The sequence below is a fragment of the Cohnella sp. GbtcB17 genome, from assembly GCF_019091135.1.
Lineage (GTDB): Bacteria > Bacillota > Bacilli > Paenibacillales > Paenibacillaceae > Cohnella.
Genome location: NZ_JAGXJW010000011.1, coordinates 95272 through 113440, shown reverse-complemented (window position 1 = coordinate 113440; position 18169 = coordinate 95272). Strand labels below are relative to the sequence as shown.

Annotated in this window: 12 protein-coding genes; 10 read left to right on the top strand and 2 right to left on the bottom strand. The window is 59.9% G+C overall.

Annotated elements, in window-relative coordinates; all coding sequences use genetic code 11:
• Positions 1-211: 211 nt before the first annotated feature.
• From KVT38_RS08260 to KVT38_RS08240, 5 genes are all read left to right on the top strand, one after another.
• Positions 212-1552, top strand: coding sequence for a sugar ABC transporter substrate-binding protein (locus KVT38_RS08260; RefSeq protein WP_368859069.1), 1341 nt, complete (start codon positions 212-214; stop codon positions 1550-1552).
• A gap of 87 nt (positions 1553-1639) precedes the next feature.
• Entirely contained in the window at positions 1640-2950 is a 1311-nt protein-coding gene (locus tag KVT38_RS08255; protein WP_217593210.1) for a carbohydrate ABC transporter permease, read from the top strand.
• The gene (locus KVT38_RS08250) at positions 2947-3783 is read left to right on the top strand and encodes a sugar ABC transporter permease (RefSeq protein WP_217593209.1); all 837 of its coding nucleotides are present in this window, start codon (positions 2947-2949) and stop codon (positions 3781-3783) included. Before KVT38_RS08255 ends, KVT38_RS08250 begins: the two co-directional genes overlap by 4 nt.
• 173 nt (positions 3784-3956) lie before the next feature.
• Positions 3957-5501, top strand: a complete 1545-nt coding sequence (locus KVT38_RS08245; protein WP_368859068.1) for an alpha-amylase family glycosyl hydrolase — start codon at positions 3957-3959, stop codon at positions 5499-5501.
• A gap of 86 nt (positions 5502-5587) precedes the next feature.
• Positions 5588-7615 carry a methyl-accepting chemotaxis protein gene (locus KVT38_RS08240; protein WP_217593207.1) on the top strand — a complete coding sequence of 676 codons (2028 nt, stop codon included), beginning with the start codon at positions 5588-5590 and terminating at the stop codon, positions 7613-7615.
• A 101-nt stretch (positions 7616-7716) separates the two neighbouring features.
• Here the strand turns inward: KVT38_RS08240 and KVT38_RS08235 are convergent, their stop codons facing one another.
• Positions 7717-9876 (bottom strand): alpha-amylase family glycosyl hydrolase, encoded by a 2160-nt coding sequence (locus KVT38_RS08235; protein ID WP_217593206.1) that lies wholly within the window; start codon positions 9874-9876, stop codon positions 7717-7719.
• A gap of 257 nt (positions 9877-10133) precedes the next feature.
• A complete protein-coding gene (locus KVT38_RS08230) occupies positions 10134-11060 on the bottom strand; it encodes a LacI family DNA-binding transcriptional regulator (protein ID WP_217593205.1) in 927 nt (308 codons plus the stop codon).
• A gap of 179 nt (positions 11061-11239) precedes the next feature.
• On the opposite strand from KVT38_RS08230, the gene KVT38_RS08225 reads away from it, so the two are divergent.
• The 5 genes from KVT38_RS08225 to KVT38_RS08205 all read left to right on the top strand — a co-directional run bounded on the left by KVT38_RS08225 (position 11240) and on the right by KVT38_RS08205 (position 17702).
• On the top strand, positions 11240-12514 hold the full coding sequence (locus KVT38_RS08225) for an MFS transporter (protein ID WP_217593204.1): 1275 nt from the start codon (positions 11240-11242) through the stop codon (positions 12512-12514).
• Between the two features lie 251 nt (positions 12515-12765).
• Positions 12766-14160, top strand: a complete 1395-nt coding sequence (locus KVT38_RS08220; protein ID WP_217593203.1) for an alpha/beta hydrolase — start codon at positions 12766-12768, stop codon at positions 14158-14160.
• Positions 14144-15562 (top strand): DUF4872 domain-containing protein, encoded by a 1419-nt coding sequence (locus KVT38_RS08215; protein ID WP_254639082.1) that lies wholly within the window; start codon positions 14144-14146, stop codon positions 15560-15562. Before KVT38_RS08220 ends, KVT38_RS08215 begins: the two co-directional genes overlap by 17 nt.
• Positions 15541-16947 carry a class I adenylate-forming enzyme family protein gene (locus KVT38_RS08210; RefSeq protein WP_217593202.1) on the top strand — a complete coding sequence of 469 codons (1407 nt, stop codon included), beginning with the start codon at positions 15541-15543 and terminating at the stop codon, positions 16945-16947. The genes KVT38_RS08215 and KVT38_RS08210 overlap by 22 nt, the downstream gene beginning before the upstream one ends.
• Positions 16944-17702: a phytanoyl-CoA dioxygenase family protein gene (locus KVT38_RS08205; protein WP_217593201.1), complete on the top strand. Its 759-nt coding sequence runs from the start codon at positions 16944-16946 to the stop codon at positions 17700-17702. The genes KVT38_RS08210 and KVT38_RS08205 overlap by 4 nt, the downstream gene beginning before the upstream one ends.
• The last annotated feature ends 467 nt before the right edge of the window (positions 17703-18169 follow it).

The window sequence follows — 18169 nt, the reverse complement described above, 5'->3', positions numbered from 1 at the left end:
TGCGCAATCGTTTTTACATACCGGGAAAATGTTGTATATTATTTGTGCGGCACATAAAGCGCTTCCAAATGAACGGCAGGGAGATGCGGGACAACTTAAACGGTTATCCAAATCGTTCAAAGTCGATGTTCCGCCTTTTTTTGCCCCGTAGTACAAACGTTTGCGCATTGTGCCCAAGCTTGAACTCGATCTGAAGAGAGGGGAAAAAGCAGTGAAATTAAACAAATCTTTGGCTATGATCTCCGCCCTGTCCCTGATGGCCGCATCGCTCGCAGCTTGCAGCGGCAACAACGGGAAAGGAAACGCCTCGCCGTCGGCATCCGCCGCGTCTCCTTCCGCCAGCGCGTCCGCATCGGCGCCATCCGAATCCGCATCGCCGGAAGCGACGGACATCGAGCCCGAAGCCGGCGCCAAGCTCGTTGTATGGGCAGCCCAGGAACAAAAAGATTTCCTGGAGACGATGGGCAAAGAATTTGAAGCGAAATACGGAATCAAAGTCGAATTCCAAAAAGTGGGTTCCGCGGACGCGCTCAATAAAATCGTAAAAGACGGCCCCGCAGGCGTCGGCGCGGACCTGTTCATGCTTGCTCACGACCAATTGAACCGCGCCGTTCAAGCGGGCGTTGTTCTTCCGAACGACTTCTACGCGGAAGATACCCAGGCGAACTTCGCAAAGACGGCGGTCGATGCGGTGACGGCGACCGACGGCATCTTATACGGCTATCCTCGCAATATTGAGACCTATCTGCTTTTCTATAACAAAAACCTTGCCAAAGCCGAGGATCTGGCGTCCTGGGACGCGATCAAGGCATTCTCGAAGGCGTACAACGTACCGGCGGAGAAAAAATTCGGCATCATGTGGAAGCTCGACGACTCCTACTTCAACTACGCATTCATGGGCGGCAACGGCGGCTACGTATTCGGCAATAACAATACCGATCCGACCGACATCGGCCTCAACAACGAAGGCTCGGTAGAAGGCCTCAAGTTCATGCAGAGCATGAAGGAAGTCATGCCGTTCAAGGTGGCCGACGCGACGCCGGACGTCAAGACGGATTTGTTCCAAAAGGGCAAGCTCGCCATCGATATGGACGGCATCTGGCAGCTCGGCTCGTTCACCAAGGAGAAGCTCGGCTTCGACGTCGGCGCCGTGCCGCTGCCTCCGATGCCGAACGGTAAGTCGCCCAAGCCGTTCGCCGGCGTGCAGGCTTACTTCGTCAGCCAGTTCTCGCAATATCCGAACGCGGCCAAGCTGTTCGCCCACTACGTCTCGTCGCAGGACGCCGCGATCAAGATGTACCAGATGTCCGGCGTCGTCTCCGCCCGCAACGGGCTGGATCAGGATCCGGCGCTTAAGGACAACGAGCTGGTCGCCGCGTTCGTCGAGCAGTTCAAAAACGTGGAGGCGATGCCTTCGATCGCGGAGACCGCTTCGTTCTGGACCGCGATGGGAGCCGTCTATCCGCAAATCTGGGATAACAACGCGGACGTGAAGGCAACGCTCGACAAAGCCGTCTCCGACATGAAGACGCTGATCCAGCAAGCGAAGTAGTCTTTTTCCGACAGGCAGAAGTTAGATTAACCGACAATCACCCGTAACCTGCTGCGGGTGATTGTCCAATGAGAGGAGAGTCCGACATTGCGCCAGCATCGGATTACGGCAGCAACGCTCTCGGCTGTTTTTATGGGCTTGGGCCAAATATACAACCGACAATACGTAAAGGGATCGGCGTTCGCCGCTTTCTACGCGTTCGCGGTCTACTTTACGATCGCCAATTGGCATCACGCGATCTGGGGGATCACCACGCTCGGAGAGACGCAGCAGAAACTTGTGCTAGTCGGCAAGATTTACAAGCCCGTCAAGGGCGACCACTCGATCTTTTTGATGATTGAAGGGCTCATCATGCTCTTCATTTTCGCGCTTTTTGCCTATTTGCTCGTCATGAACGCGATCGACGCCTATCGCGGAGGCAAGCTGCGCGATGAAGGAAAGAAGCTTAACAATATCAAGCAGACGCTTCGCTATATTCCGGACAAAAAGTTCGCGCACTTAATCATTACGATTCCGCTGGTCTTCGTGTTCTTTTTCAGCGTGCTGCCGATTATTTTTTCTGTCATGATCGCATTCACCAACTATAACAATACGCACGAGCCGCCGGGCAAGCTGGTCGATTGGCAAGGCTTTCGCGCTTTCAAGGATCTGTTCAGTCTGAGCCAGTGGGCGCATACGTTTTTCGGCGTCTTCACGTGGACGATGACCTGGGCGGTGCTTTCCACGTTCACCACCTTTTTCGGCGGGTTTGCCGTGGCGCTGCTCGTGCAGCAGAAGGGCATCCGTTTCAAATCGTTTTTCCGCGCCATCTACATGGTTCCATTCGCGATTCCCGCCTTTTTGTCGCTGCTGATCATGCGCAATTTGTTCAACGCCCAATTCGGACCGATCAACTCGACCTTGCTCAAGTTCGGAATCGTCGGCCCGGAGTGGCTGTCCGATCCGTTCTGGGCCAAGGCGACGATCGTCATCGTCAACCTGTGGCTTGGATTTCCGCTCTCGATGCTGCTTATAATCGGCATCCTGACGACGATTCCACGCGACCTGTACGAAGCCTCCGAAGTCGACGGAGCTTCGGCGTTTTATAAATTTCGGAAAATTACGTTCCCGAGCGTCATGTTCTCCCTGTCGCCGATCCTCATCGGACAATTCGCGGGAAATATCAACAATTTCAACGTGATCTTCCTCTTGTCTGGAGGCGGCCCGACGAACAGCGAGTACCAGTTCGCGGGACATACCGATATATTAATCACTTGGCTGTACAGCCTCTCGATTACGAACGGCAGGTACAACTTCGCGGCGGTCATCAGCATTTTCCTGTTTATCATCATCGCGCTTTTCGCGCTTTTCAGCTTCAGGCGCACACGCTCGTTCAGAGAGGATGATTTGTTGCGATGAGCGGATATCGTTTTAGAAAAAACGCTTGGCTGACGGTCAGCTACGTGCTATTGATTCTGATCGCCGTCTTTACGATCTATCCGGCGCTTTGGATCGTCCTGTCCTCGTTCCGCGCGGGCACGTCGCTGTTCAGCGAGACGCTGATCCCCGAGAAATGGACGGTCATTCATTACAAGGAGCTGTTCGAGAAGTTCCAGTTCGGACGCTGGTACATGAACTCGCTCAAAATCTCGCTTACGACGATGGTGCTCAGCGTATTCTTCCAACTGCTGACCGGTTACGCCTTTTCCCGGTTCCGATTCAAATCGCGCAAGTCGATCATGAGCGGCCTGTTCATCATCGGCCTGTTTCCCTCGTTTCTCAGCTTGACGGCGGTATACGTGCTGCTGCTGAACATGAAGCTGCTCAATACGCACACGGCGCTAATTATGGTGTCTTCGGCCGGCGCGGCCGTCGGTTACCTGCTGGTAAAAGGGTACTTCGATACGATTCCGAAAAGCCTCGAGGAGGCCGCCATCATCGACGGTGCAAGCAACTGGGGCGTATTCGTCCGGATTTTGCTGCCGCTGTCCCGTCCGCTCGTCGTATACATGGCGGTCACTTCGTTCGCCGGCACGTTCAGCGAGTTCATCTTCGCGCAGACGGTGCTTCGGACGGAGGCCAAGCAGACGCTGGCGGTCGGCTTGTTCAACATGGTCAACACGCAGACATCGACGGAATTCACCGTCTTTGCGGCAGGCTCCGTGCTCGTCTCGATTCCGGTCGTGGTCATTTTTATTATCTTCCAGCGGCTGCTGGTCGAAGGCTTGACGGCCGGCGCGGACAAAGGATGAGGCGCCGCCGGCGGAGGGGGAGGCGTCTCCCGCTGGCGTTGGCCGTGTCGCTGTGCGTGGCTGGGACGGTATGGCTCACAGGTTGCGAAAGGGCGGATGCGCCGGGCGGCGCTGCAAGCGGTTCTGGGTCTCCCAGGATATCGACTAAAGCTTCGGCGCCTGCCTCTGCCACGGTGCCGGCTTCGCCCGTCGCCGAAGCTTCGGACGCAGGAACAGCCCCGCTCGGCGAAGCGAACAAGCCGGCGATGGGCCGGAGCAGCGGCGTATTCTACGAGATTTTCGTACGCTCGTACAGCGATTCGGACGGCGACGGCATCGGCGACCTGCAAGGCGTCACGGACAAGCTGGATTACCTGCAGCAGCTCGGCATCAAGGGGATCTGGCTCATGCCGATCAACCCGTCCCCCTCGTACCACGGTTATGATGTAACCGATTATTACACAGTCAACCCCGAATATGGGACGGTCGACGACCTGAAGACGCTGCTCGCGGAGGCGCACGATCGAGGCATCCAGGTCATCATGGACTTGGTCTTGAACCATACGAGCAGCCGGCATCCCTGGTTCGTTGATTCCGCCGGTGGCGAGAGGAGCGTCAAGCGGGATTGGTACAAGTGGGCCTCGGACGGAGCGGACGTATCCGCGCTCGGTCCGTGGGGACAGGCCGTGTGGCACCGTGGGCCATCCGGCGGCTCTTATCTCGGCGTATTCTCGGACGGGATGCCGGATCTGAACCTGGACAGCCCGGACGTGCGCGCGGAACTGATCCGCATCGGAAAATACTGGCTCGGGCTGGGCCTGGACGGCTACCGTCTGGATGCCGCCAAGCATGTATACGAAGACTTCCAATCGTCGTCGGCCGATCCCGCGACCTCGCAGCAAAACGTCGCCTGGTGGCAGCAATTCCGCCAAGGCGTCCCGGAGAGCGGGCGCGAGCCGTATCTCGTCGGCGAGGTATGGGACACGACCGCGGTCGTCGGCCCCTTCCTCGACAAGGCGCTGGATTCGGCGCTGAACTTCGAGGCGGCGAAGCTCGTATTGGACGCGGTCAAGACGGGCGACGCCTCCTCGTTTGACTCGGTGCTGGCGCGTCAGCTTGCCTACTATCGTAAAGTGTCGGGCGGCGGGTTCGTGGACGCGCCGTTTCTGGGCAATCACGACCAAAACCGCGTCATGAGCGAGCTGGGCGGCGACGTCGGGCGGGCTAAGCTGGCAGCGGCTCTCTTGCTGACGATGCCGGGCAATCCGTTCCTGTATTACGGCGAAGAGATCGGCATGAAGGGCGTCAAGCCGGACGAACGCATCCGGGAGCCGATGCTCTGGAAGAAGGACCGCAAGTCGGGCGGCCAGACGTCGTGGGAGAGTCCGTCGAGCAATGCAGATACGCCATCCGTAGAAGAGCAGCTCGCCGACCCGGACTCGCTGCTCAGCCGTTACAGGCTGCTGATCGGCTGGCGCAACGAGGAGCCGGCGCTTGGGGACGGAGGCTTCGCTCCGTACGAAGTCGAGGCGGACGGCATACTCGCTTTCGCACGGGTAAGCGCGTCTGCGGCGCTGCTCGTCGTGCACAATCTGACGGGCGAGACGCGAACCGTCGATCTGCATGCCGTCGGCGCGAGCTCCGTCGGCGGCGTACGCTTTGCCACGGACAGCGAGTCGACCGCGTTCGCGGACGGCAAGCTGCGGCTGCCGCCCTACGGTACGGCGATTTTGCAGTGATCGCAGAAGCAGGAGCGCCAATGGCCGCATTCCGCAAGGAAGCGGCTCTTTTTTTACCCGATTCCATCCATAAAGGAGACCTGGGCATGTCTGCCGCCACTCGTTCGCTCGGACAAGCATGGAGAGAGAAGCGCAAGTCGCTGGGGGTCCAGATGCTGGGCATCGTGTTCGCCAGCATCGTCGTCATCGTGACGGCGCTCGGTCTCAGCTCCTATCAGCTGGCAAAAAGCATCATCCGCGACAAAATGTCGCTGTCGTCGCAGCAGACGCTGCAGCAGGCGAGGGACAAGCTGGACTTCCTCTTGTCGATGTACGGGGGACTTAGCCGGCAGTTCATGGTCGATACTTCGCTGCGTCAGGATCTCGTCGCCTTTTCGAGGACGGATTCGCCCCTGGGCGAGAAGCAGGCGGCGCAGGATCGCATCGTCGACCGTTTCAACAGCATGCTGTCCGCTGAGCCCAACATGATGTCTATCCGCATCGTGCCGAAAACGCTGGACAATACGGGGGCGTTGTCTTCGACAGGCGCAAGCGCGCTCCAGATCTCGGACGGCAGCAAGGCATGGCTGCAGAAGATGGCGGAAGCCAAAGGAGAGATCGTCTACGTGCCGACGATGAGCAAGGGGCTGTTCGGCTACGCCTCCGAACCGTCGGTGACGTTGGGCCGTCTGATGAAAAACCTGCAGCATCCGGACGCCGAATTCATTTTGCTGATCGAGTTGAAAAGCAAGCTGCTCGGCGATGCCTTCGCCAACTTCAAGATCGGCGAGACGGGCGAGATGCGGGTCCTGGCAGACGACGGCAAGGTCGTCTACGCTGCCGATACTTCGCTGATCGAGCAGACGCCCCCGGCCTGGGACGACGACCGTCTGATCCTGAACGAGCCGTCCAGGCTGGCAGCCTGGAAACTGGTCGGTTCGGTGCCGCTCGGCGAGCTGGAGCGCGACTCCAAGACGATCCTCAGCCTAACCGTCTGGATGATCGCTGCCGCGGCCGTCGCCGCGATCGCCATCGGCTATCTCTTAATACGTCTGGTGGGCAATCCGCTGGAGCGGCTGTGCGCACTGATGGAGCGAGGAGAGAAGGGCGATTTGTCGGTCCGCATGGACTACAGGCGCAGCAACGAGATCGGGCGGCTGTCCGGCAACTTCAACCGGATGATGGAACAGATCGGCGCGCTCGTCGGCCGAACGAACGAGTCGGCGCTGCGCCTCGTGAGCTCCGCGAAGGAGCTGAAGGCGGTCTCGCAGGAGACGGCCGCCACGGCGGGCGATATCGCCGCGGTGACCGAACAGATCGCGCTAGGCGCGTCCAGTTTGGCGACGGAGGCCGAGCGCGGCATCCGGCAGACCGAGACGATCGGCGCCAAGCTTCGAATCGCGATCGATACCAACACGCGACTGGAGTCGTCGGCAGGGCGCGTACAGCAGATTAGCGGACGCGGTACCGCCTATATGGCGGAGCTTATCGGCAAGACCGAGGAGACGGAGCGGCTGTCCGGTTCCCTGGCGGCGCGCGTCGGCAAACTCAAGGAGCGGGCGGGTTCGATTCATACCGTGCTTAACGTCATTAACGAGATGTCAAAGCAGACGAACATTCTGTCGCTTAACGCTTCAATCGAAGCTTCGCGCGCAGGCGCCTACGGCAAGAGCTTCGCCGTCGTGGCGGACGAGATCCGCCGCCTGGCGGCCGAATCCAAGGATTCGATCGCTGTCGTTTCCCGCATTATTGGCGATATCCGGCAGGAGATCGACGCGACGGTCGCCGAGCTGGGCGCAGTGTCCCCCGTGCTGCAGGAGCAGGGAAGAGCGGTCAAGGAGGCAGCCGATATTTTCGGCGGCGTCAAACACGAGATGAGCGAATTCGCGGAAGAGCTGGCGCAATCCTCGGCCTCTATTGTCGAGCTGGACGGCTCGCAGCGAGCGCTCGTGGAGGCGATCGGCACGGTGAGCGCCGTCTCGGAGCAATCTGCCGCCTCGTCCGAGGCGGTCGCGAGGATGACGTCCGGCCAGTTGGGCGTCAGCGCCAGCCTCGTCGCGCTCGCCGACGAACTGGAGTCGCTGTCGCAACAGCTGATCGCGCAGTTGGAGATGTTCGATCAAAAGAAGGCTTGATCGATTAAGTTTCGGTCAGGGTTTAAAAGCGAAGCCAAAAGAGGAGAGGCGGATGATCCCGCTTCTCCTCTTTTTGAGTACGCTTTGCGCTCAAGCTTCTGCTACTGCCAGTTCACCGTCACGGTCGCCGTGCCGCTCGAAGGCGTCGTGAACGTATGATTCGAGCCGCCCTCCCACGTGACGACAGAGCCGTTTTTCTTGAAGAACTTGAACTGCAGCGCCGTGTTCGCCGGCACGCTGACGTCATAGTACCAATTCGGGTAAGCGGCGATGACCTGGTTAAAGATCGGGCCTACAGCCGAGGCCGGCGCCCAGTTGCCGAGCTCGGATACGCTGCCCGTCAGGTAGACGTTCTCGCCGAGCGACGTCGTCGCGTTCTGCACGATGAAGCGGATGGAGACCTGGTCGCCGCTCAAAATGTTGAACCCGTTGTAGGCGTTGCTGTCGACGGCGCCGGAGGTGCGGACCTTGACGTTGTACTTGCCGGCCGCTACTGCGGGGACGACGGCCTTGATCTGGGTATCTTCCCAGGAGACGATATTCGTTCCCGTCACCGCGTTCGTGCCGAAGTATACGGTTCCCTTGGTGGTTCCGAAGCCGCGGCCGTCGATCGTGACGGTGTTGCCCGCTTTGCCCATAACCGGGCCGACATGGCCGATGACGGGCGTCGTCGTGGCCGGCGTCGACTGCCAGACCGCCACGCCGCCGGCGGCAAGCGTGAAGGTGCTCACGGCGCCGCCGCTGCCGGCCGTGATGCCGCCGCCGCCGAGCAGGCCGCCGAGTGCGTCGCTATAGGTGCCGGCAGGCAGCGACGTGATCAACCCGGAGATTGAGGCGGAGGCGCTGGCGCTGCGGTTGATGGCGACGACCGCCACGCTGCTGCCGAATTTGCGCTCGTAGACGTACACGTCGTTGTTGATCCAGCGCTGCTGGGTCGTGCCGTACGCGATCGCAGGGTTGGACTTGCGAAGCGGCGCGAGCGCCTTGATGACTTTGAACGCAGTTGTGGTCGTCGAGAACGAGCTCATCATGCCGCGATTGTCCGGATCGGTGCCGCCGGTCATATATTGCTCCGTGCCGTAGTAGATAGCCGGTACGCCGCGGCTCGTGAGCGTGAAGGCGAGCGCCTGCTCAAGCCGGCGGTCGCTGACGGCGCTGTTCTTAAAGCGCTCCATGTCGTGGTTGTCGATGAAGGTGACCTGATCGGCCACTTGCGCGTAATCGGCGGCGGTCGCCGAGATCATCGAGTCTAGGCCGTACATCGTATCCGAGTTGTCGCGGAACACGTTGCGCACCTTGGCGTTGAACCGGAAGTCGAGCAGGCTCATGCCGGATTCGTTCGCGAATTTGGTGTTGTCCGCATCCGCAGCGGCCGAGCCGAGGAACCACTCGCCGAAGACGAAGACGGGCTGATAGCCGTAGATGGAGGAGAGCCAGTTTTTTTGCCAGCCCATGGACATATGCTTGACTGCGTCGACGCGAATGCCGTCTACGCCGAGATCGAGCCATACTTTAATGGCGTCCTTAAAGTAAGTATCGAGCGTGCTGTTCTGCTGTTCGATATCGGCCAGGTCGTACAGGTTTTTGTAAATGCCGTTCTCGAGGCTGGAGAAGTCGGAGCCCCCGTTGTGGTGGAAGTAGCCGTTGGTGTCGCTCGTGTAGCCGCCCAGCAGCGTGCCGTTGTTGTACAGCTTGCCGTTTTCGGCGAACGTGGTGTCGGTCTCCATCGCGGGCGACGTATGGTTCGGGGCAAAGTCGATGACGATCTTGATGCCTTTGGCGTGCGCGGCATTAATCAGGTTCTGCAGGTCCGTGAAGCTGCCGTAATAAGGATTCGTCTTCTTGAAGTCCCGGGCCCAATAGCCGTGATAAGAGGCGTTGACGACGCCGGAGTAGGTGACTGCGGCATAAATATTTTCGACCGGCTGGGAGATCCACAGCGCCGTGATGCCCATGTCGGTAAAGTAGTTGGCATTGATCTTGTCGGTGATGCCCTGCCAGTCGCCGCCGCAGTAAACGCGCTTGTTCGTGCATCCGGAGCTGAAGGTGGAGCCGGAAGGATTGTTGGACGTATTGCCGTCGTAGAACCGGTCCGTAAAAATCTGATAAATGACGTCCGTGCTGAAGTTCTGCTTGTTGGAGACGGCGGTGTCGGCCGCTGCGGAGGCGGTGCCGATCGGCGTGCCAGGCGCAGCGAGCCCCGCGACGAGCAGCCCCGCGATGGCCGCGGAGATCAATCCCTTTTTAAGCCATTTGTACATGAGAAAATCCACCTTTCTGAAATGGGGTGCCCTGGACAAGTCTGAAGCGGTTACAAAACGAGTTCCGAGTCGCCGTACTTTGCGAAATGCGTCCGCGCCACCTCCTTTTGCGCAACGGCAAAAACCCCGGCAGCTCCGAAGGGAGTTACCGGGGTTGTTTTAAACCGTCAGGTTTAAAAAGCAGTGCCCTCAAATTATGATTAGCGACCTAATAATAAGAAAATTTTGGTCGTTTTGTCAATCAAAAAATAGCGGCGTCATGACGTGAACAATTTAAAACGGAATTTGCGAATCTTTTCTTCGGGCTCGTAAGGCCGGTGAAGCAGCTGTTCCATCGTCGCGTAGGCGACGGATGCCTTGGAATCCTCGAGGACAAGAAGGCGGATCCCTTCCGGCAGGTAACCGGGCGCCTCGGAAGCGCAGACGACGACCATGGCGGACGGATCGACGCGTCCGAGCAGCCGCATGGCGAGGAACTCGTTGAACACGACAAGCGGAAGCCCCCGGTTGCGCGCCAGAAAGGCGGCCAGGTCCCCGTCGGCGTCCAGGGCAAGCAGCCGCTCCGGAGGAACGTCCGCTGCGGCTGCCAGCGACTCGGTCATGGACCGGTTGTGGTAGTTTTCGCAGATGACGGCGAAGGGACTGCCGGCGAACGTCTCGCGGACAAGTCCGAACAGCTGGCTAAAATCGGGCATGAGCCTGCGAAAGAGCGGATCCTCGATGTTGCCGTCCACCAGCACGAGCGGCGAACCGTAGGGAAATTTCTCGGAGACCGAATAAAACGAGCCTTCCCGCGCGTCGATCAGGAATACGCCGTCCAGCTTGCGTTCGGCGATGATGGCAAAGTTGGGGGTCACCGGGTCGATCTGCGAAGTCATAAGGTGGTAGCCCTGCGGTTTGCTCATCCGCTCCAGCTCGTCGATGAACTTGCCGTAGCTGATGTACTTGGAGACGAGATCGCGCTCGCTTCCCACCAGCAGGACGCCAAGGAGCTGCGTCCGGCCGGAGGAAAGCGAGCGGGCTGCGAGATTTTGCACGTAATTCAGCTTGCCGACCGCCTCGAGGACGCGACGCTTGGTCTCATCGGGGATCGTCTGGTGGGCGACGTCGTTCAGGACGTAGCTCACCGTTGCGACGGAGACGCCGGCTTCCTTGGCGACGTCTTTGAGCGTCGGTTTTTTCATGGGCGGCACTACCTCGTTTCCGGTCCGATTTCGCGTATTAGATCTATCATAGTTGGCCTCTAGAGAGACTGTCAAACGAGCAAAACGCGATTGACATTTTTAGGGAGAGTTATTATACTTAAGAAACTTAAACGTTTAAGTTGTTGTCGCTCAAGCGAATTTCAGAAAGGGGGATACGAATGCAAACGCCGCTTCAAGCCGCGGACGCCCGCCGGCAGGCGGGACCGACGGCTGTCGGCGAGACGCTGCCGGTATGGCGCAATCGCTCGTTCATGCGGCTGCTGACCGGCTATACGGCGTCCGTGTTCGGAGACAGCTTCAACGGCATCGCCATCAGCCTGTGGGTGCTGCAGACGACCGGCAGCGCGCAGCGAATGGCAGCCGTGCAGATCTGCTACCTGAGCGTCGGCTTCCTGTTCGGCTCGTTCGCGGGCACGATCGCGGACCGGATCGACCGCCGTCGCCTGATGCTGTTCTCGGAGCTGTCGCGCAGCGCGATCGCGGCGATTCTGGCCGTCTCGTTGTTTGTTTTCCACGCGCCGTTCCCGACGCTGCTCGTGCTGGCTTCTCTGTCCATGTTCTGCAGCCTGCTGCTTAGCCCCGCCTTCCATGCGTCGACGACGGCAATCGTCGGTCCCGCGCGCGTTCAGCAGGCCGCGAGCGCCATTCATATTGCCGACAATGCCGCACGCATCTCGGGGCTGGCGGTTGCCGGCGTCGTCGTTTCTTCCTTCGGGGGATTGACCGCCATTTTGACCACTGCCGCCGCCTTCTTGTTTTCCGCCGTTTGCACGCTCTTCACGCGAGGATTTCCGCCGGTGGAGCGCACCGCCGTCGATACCAGGCCCACTTTTTTGCAGGATTGGCGAGGCGGAATCGACTATATACGGCAGGATGCGCTCGTTCGATCCATTGTGTTTTTGGCGCCGCTGCTGTCCGCCTTCTTTCTGAGCGCCATCATGCTCGTCCAAGTCATCGCCGTCGGCCGGTGGCGGGCGAATCCCGTCGAGTTCGGCCTGCTCGAGATGTGCATTCCGCTCGGCTATCTGGCCGGGGCCGGCATCATCCTGAGTTTGGGCAAAAGGATGGGCAGGAGGGGGCGGCTTGTATTCGCCGGTCTTCTGCCGCTCGGACCGTTATACGCCGCCGTATCCTTTATCTCGTCCCCGCTGCTGGCGCTGCCGTTGATCCTCCTCGGCGGTCTGCTGTTCGCCTTTTGCTCGATGATGATCCAGATTATTCTGAAGTCGGAGGTTCGAGGAGAACTGCAGGGCCGCATCTACGGGACGCTCGGCGCCATCACGAGCGTGGCGCCTACGCTGTCGCTGGCGGCCGTCTCCATACTCGCCGACCGCTGGGGCGCCGGGCGCGTGCTCGTCGTTCTCGGGTTGCTGCTGCTGGCGCTGGGCATTGTTGCCGCAGCGCTGCTGAAGCCGATTCGCAATTATCGATAAGCATGTCGAAAATTAAATATTTACAAATTATCCAAATTGTATTAAGTTGGAAGTGCGTCGTTCACGTACAATCTGAGGGCCATGAATTTTTAAAACATGGTTGTCATGTTTTAAAAACAACCCCGTTTTCCCGGCATGCTTCGGGAGAGCGGGGTTTTTTGGCGCAGCTCGGAGTGGGGAGGCGCGGAAGGAGGAGAGGAGAAGAGGAGGAGGAGAGTAGTTTAGAAAGATAGCAGATTGGAGGGAGAGATATGCCGCTTCAAGCAGCTGTACTGACGGTAGATGGATTTCGCGCCAGCCGTTTAGACAATGAAAGGAGGTTATTCATATACTTGCCCCCGGGCTACGAGCGTGAGACGTCCACGCATTATCCGGTGCTCTATATGCACGCGGGACAGCGCGCCTTCGATCCGGCCGCGCCGGGAACCGAGTCCTGGCGCATTCATCGCGCAGCCGACCGGTTGATCGAAGCGGGGCTGATGGACGGGATCATCATCGTGGCGATCGCCCATGTCAGGCCCGCCGAAGTCAACGAGTATTATCACTTCAAAGCCCCGGCCGAGGAAGCGAACGCTATCCGGTGCGCAGGACTTGACTATGAGGATTTTGTCGTCAGCGAAGTGAAGCCGTACATCGACGCCCGGTTCCGCACGCTGCCGGATCCGGCGAATACAGGCCTGATCGGGTCATCCGCCGGCGGCTTGTGCACCTACCACATGGGATTCCGCCGTCCGGACGTATTCGGCAAGCTGATGCTGCTGTCGCCCTACTTCGTCAAGGCGCAGCTGGACGACGAGGCGCCCGCCGGCTTGCGGGAAGAACGACTTTATGAATCGTACAAGAGTCGCTCTCCCCTGAAAGTATGGATGGACATCGGGGATGCGGAAGGACTGTTTCTGCCGAGGCACGTACGCGAAGTCGCCGTCGACCTGATCGGGCAAGGCTTCCGCTACGGCGATGATCTTGCTTATCTCGAGCAGCCGGAGGCCGCGCACCAGGAGACCGACTGGGGCGATCGGGCGCATATCCCGCTATTGTTCATGTTCGGACGAACGGGAAGACCCGTATCGCTTGAGCTGCGCGGCCGGACTGAGATCGGCCTGGCGGGCGGACACCGGGCGCATGTCAATGCGATTTTGCGCTACGACAGCGGCTTCGCGATGAGCGTGCTCAACGGCGACTACCGCGTCGGAGATCCGACCGTGCTGGAGGCGCTGCCCGACGGCACGTTGATCCCGCTGCGGCCGGGCACGACGACTTTGACGCTGTCGGCCGGCGGGCTTGTGGCGACCGGCGTCTACACGGTAGTTCCCGTTCTGTCCGATCGCGTCGTCGTCGAGATAACCGCCGACGTGTCGCCGGGGGAAGAGCTGCCGGACGCCATCTACGGGGCGATGGGCATGCGCCTGGAGCATAGGGGCGGTACCCGGTATGCCGGACGATTCCGGGTGCCGAGGGACACGGGCTACCGCTTCCGCTTCACCAAAGGATTCCGCAAGTTCGAGACGGATGCCGAAGGCGGCGTCCTGCCGAACCGCTCGTTCCGGGCGTCGGGCGATCTGTCGCTTCGCTACGAGATCGCGCGCTGGGAAGAGACGCGATCCCGCACGACGGAAGGGAGGGGCCGCGTTGATCCGACCTTTTGAACCGCTGATGGACATTCCCTATTACTTTCCCTGCAATTTTCCGCTCATCCGCGAAGTGCTCGAACGGCAAGGCGTGCGGAGCGGTCTCGGCCTGCTGGCTGCTGCGCGTTTGTACGGCGTGACTGCCTGCTCGGACACGGGTCTGGTGAAGACCTACTTCAACAAGCTGGATTATTCAGAGGCCGTCTGGCGCCAGACGGGCAAGACGGAGTTCGCGAGCCTCGAGGAAGGCCTGCGGGAAGGGCGCCGGCTCATTGGCGAAGGCGAGCTGTTCCTGGTCACCGGCACCAGCTACTACCTGCCTTATTGCGAAGATTACCTGTCTCCCAAGTATATCGCGAAGCTCGTCGATCCCGCCTCGCGCCAGTATCTGGTCGATCATTGGCTCGCCGTGTACGGCATCGAAGAGACGCGGCTGCACGTCTACGACCCGGTGCCGGCACGATATATCGGTCCGCTGTCGCTGCAGGCGTTCGACGATTTCTGGAAGGGCAACAAGGCAATCCCCGAGCTGGCGGGCGCGAAACGCAAGGAGGAGCTGCATTCGTACTGCTCCATCGGCATCGCCGCCTCCGACGATACGCGTTCCTCTTCCTATGAGGAGCTGCTGCTGCGAGCGGTAGCCACGCATGCACACGAATACTTGTCGGCCCGGGAGATCGCGGAAGGGGAGCGTACGTATTATTTCGGCCACGCGGTGACAAGGAGACTGCTGGGCCAGCTGCATCTTATTCTGGCTAAAGGGACGGCGTCTCTTGGCACGCTGTCGGCTTTCGTGTTCGACATGCGGTGGAGCCGGTATTTTTTCCGCGACTTGCTGCGGGAGGCGGCGGAGACGCTCGGTTCGCCGTTCAAGGCGCATGCCGAAGCGTTCGAGGCGATCGTCGCGGAGTGGGAGGAGGCGCACAAGCAATTGCAGGGCCGATCGGCCGCCGAACGACTGGCGCAGCTCGGCGCCTCGCTGGAGGCATTGGCCGGTCGCGAGCATCGGCTGTACGAGACGCTCTGGGCGGATTCGCGGACGGCGGGCTTGTTCGGCAAGCGAAGGCGTCAGGAAGATGGAGACACGGGCGTTCGGCAAGCGCTGCTGCGAATCGTACTCGATAGCTGCGAGGACGTGAATCGGCTCCATGACGGCGCCATTCCCGTCGAGCTCGGCACCGAAGCGCCGCTCTACGGCCGCAACGGCAATCTCGACTCGCTCGGACTCGTCTCGCTGCTCGCTTCTGTCGAGCAAGGCATCGAGGAGACGCTCGGATTTGCCGTGGCGCTGTCGGATATCGCTGCCGCCGCCGTGCCCGACAGTCCCTACCGCACGGTCGGCACGTTGGTCGAATATTTGCTCGAACGACTGCCGGAGGCGGAGCGAGGAGGAGCGCGATGGAAGAATACAGCATGCTGACGGAGCGGTTCGGACGGTACGGCGAACGATCGGCGATCGTTTGGCGGGACCGGGCTTATTCTTACGCTTGGCTGATCGGACAGATCGAGGCGATGAGAAGGCGGCTGCAGGCCGAAGGTCTCGAGCGCGTCGTCGTCTCGCTCGAGACCGAATATTCGCCTTATGCCGCAGCCGCTGTGTTCGCTTTGTTCGGTCAGTCCTGCATCGTGCTGCCGATCGACGATAGCCTGGTGGCGGCCAAGATCGAGGAGTACCTCGACGTCGGCGAAGCGCAGGCAAGGATAGGCGCGAGCGAGTCGGGGCTGTCGATCCGCCGCATGGACGGCAGGGAGGTTCGCAGTCCCCTGCTGCGCGGTCTTCTCTACCAGCGCGTACCGGGAATCGTACTTTTTTCCTCCGGCTCGACGGGCAGAAGCAAGGCGGCTGTGCACCGCGCCGACAGGCTGCTGGCGAAGTTCCGCACCGAAGGGCGAGCCGCGAGGACGATTCCCTTCATGATGTTCGATCATATCGGCGGGATGAACACGATGCTGACGACGCTGGCGAACGGCGGCTGCCTGCACGTGCTGAAGGACCGGTCACCGGAGGAGGTGTGCCGGACGATCGAGCGCTATCGGATCGAGGCGCTGCCGGTCTCGCCGACCTTTATGAACCTGCTGCTCCTGAGCGGCGCGCATCGCACATACGATTTAAGCAGCCTGAAGGTCGTCTCCTACGGCTCCGAAGTGATGCCGGCTTACACGCTTGCAGCCTGGAACGCGGCGTTCCCCGATATCCGCACCGTACAGGCGTACGGCATGTCCGAGCTCGGCGTGCTCAAGACGAAGTCCAAAAGCTCGGATTCGCTGCTGTTCTCGCTGCAGGGAGACGGGGCCCAATACCGGATCGTCGACGGACTGCTCGAGATCAAGGCCGAATCCGCGATGATCGGCTATCTGAACGCGCCCGACCCGTTCACCGAAGACGGATGGCTGCGCACGGGGGACGAGGCGGTCGTGGAGGACGGCTACATCCGCATTCTGGGGCGGCGATCCGAGATCATCAACGTCGGCGGCGAAAAGGTCTATCCCGCGGAGGTGGAGAGCGTGCTTCAGGAGCTGGCCGGCATCGAGGAAGTCGTCGTGAGCGCGGAGACGAGCGGCATCACGGGGCAAATGGTGATGGCGACCGTGAAGCTGCGCGAGGATGCGGATCCGAGCGTGAGCGAGCTTCGAAGGCGGATATGGGCATTTTGCCGGGATAAGCTGCCGGCCCACAAGATCCCGCAGAAGATCGTCATTACCCGGGAATCGTTGATCAGCAGCCGGCTGAAAAAAATTCGCAATCCGCAAGCGCAGGCAGGCATGCCATATATGAATGAACGAAGAGAGGCGGAATCAAAATGACGACGATCGCGACGCATTTTGCCAAAGAGTTGGAGCAGCTTCATAGGGACGGTTACGTCTTATTTAAAAACGTGCTGGACCGAGGGCAGACGGCTGCGCTCAAGGAAGGGATACGATTGGCGTTTGAGGGCAAGGACGACCATGTCATGATGCAGGGGCCGATGTTCGAACGCGGCGAGATATTTGAGACGCTCGTCGACCATCCCGTCATCAGCGCCTTCATCGAGGAGGTGCTCGGGCCCGATTGCCAGTTAAGCAGCATGAACGGCATGCGTACGACCAGGAACAACGGCGTCAGCAAATGGCATGTCGACGAGGCGCTGTTTTTCCCGCTGCCCGAGGGCGCCGAGCTGGACGCGAGCATCCCGATGCCGGTATTTCTGTTGAACGCGTTGTATTATCTGGACGACGTCACGGAGGATCAGGGTCCGACCCAGGTCGTGCCGGGCTCCCACCGCGCAGGCCGGGCGATCCGCTTCGCCGAGGAGATCGGCGAATACAAAGGGCAAGGACCTGTGTCGATCTTGGCCGAAGCGGGAGACTGCCTCGTCTTCAACAGCCAAATCTGGCACCGGGGCGCGCGCAATCAAAGCGACGATCCTCGCTACGTGCAGCAGGTCATCTACCGCAAAAAGTTTATTGTGCCGCACATGACTTACGATATCAACGGAGCCTATCGGGTGCCCGAGGAGATCGCCCAGCGCAGCAATCCGCGCAGGCGGCGGCTGATGGGCTACAGCGAGCAGGTGTTTTAAGCGGCCAAGCGCGGAAAGTGTAAAGGCGCGGAAAGTGTGAAGGTGCGAAAAGCATGAAAGCGTGAGAAGCGTGAAAGCGTGAAAAGCGTGAAAGCGAGAAAAGCATAGAAGTCAGGCCGACGGATCGCGATATCAGCGTCCAGTGGCTTTAGTAGGATGCCGGTATCGGCAACAAGCGGCAGGCGGAGAGCCTGCCGCTTTTATTGCACCTATCAGAAAAATTCGGTGTTGGATGCTGCCCTATTTCAGTTTGCTTCAGTAGCAACCCAAGAGACGGTTTCACCGTGAGTTGCCGAAGTATTCTCGGCTAGAAACAAACAACTACGCTCGCACTGTCGCCCCGCCGCCGAAGTCTCGATTAGGAACAAACTGGCCCTCATGCGCCATTGTGCGGTCGCCGAAGTCTCGGTTAGGAACAAACTGGCCCTCATGCGCCATCGCGCGGTCGCCGAAGTCTCGGTTAGGAA

What these genes read in the sequence shown, in the direction of transcription:
- KVT38_RS08235 (WP_217593206.1), bottom strand. Translation starts at nt 9,876, where the DNA reads ATGTACAAATGGCTTAAAAAGGGATTGATCTCCGCGGCCATCGCGGGG.
- KVT38_RS08210 (WP_217593202.1), top strand. Translation starts at nt 15,541, where the DNA reads ATGGAAGAATACAGCATGCTGACGGAGCGGTTCGGACGGTACGGCGAA.
- KVT38_RS08225 (WP_217593204.1), top strand. Translation starts at nt 11,240, where the DNA reads ATGCAAACGCCGCTTCAAGCCGCGGACGCCCGCCGGCAGGCGGGACCG.
- KVT38_RS08205 (WP_217593201.1), top strand. Translation starts at nt 16,944, where the DNA reads ATGACGACGATCGCGACGCATTTTGCCAAAGAGTTGGAGCAGCTTCAT.
- KVT38_RS08220 (WP_217593203.1), top strand. Translation starts at nt 12,766, where the DNA reads ATGCCGCTTCAAGCAGCTGTACTGACGGTAGATGGATTTCGCGCCAGC.
- KVT38_RS08240 (WP_217593207.1), top strand. Translation starts at nt 5,588, where the DNA reads ATGTCTGCCGCCACTCGTTCGCTCGGACAAGCATGGAGAGAGAAGCGC.
- KVT38_RS08250 (WP_217593209.1), top strand. Translation starts at nt 2,947, where the DNA reads ATGAGCGGATATCGTTTTAGAAAAAACGCTTGGCTGACGGTCAGCTAC.
- KVT38_RS08230 (WP_217593205.1), bottom strand. Translation starts at nt 11,060, where the DNA reads ATGAAAAAACCGACGCTCAAAGACGTCGCCAAGGAAGCCGGCGTCTCC.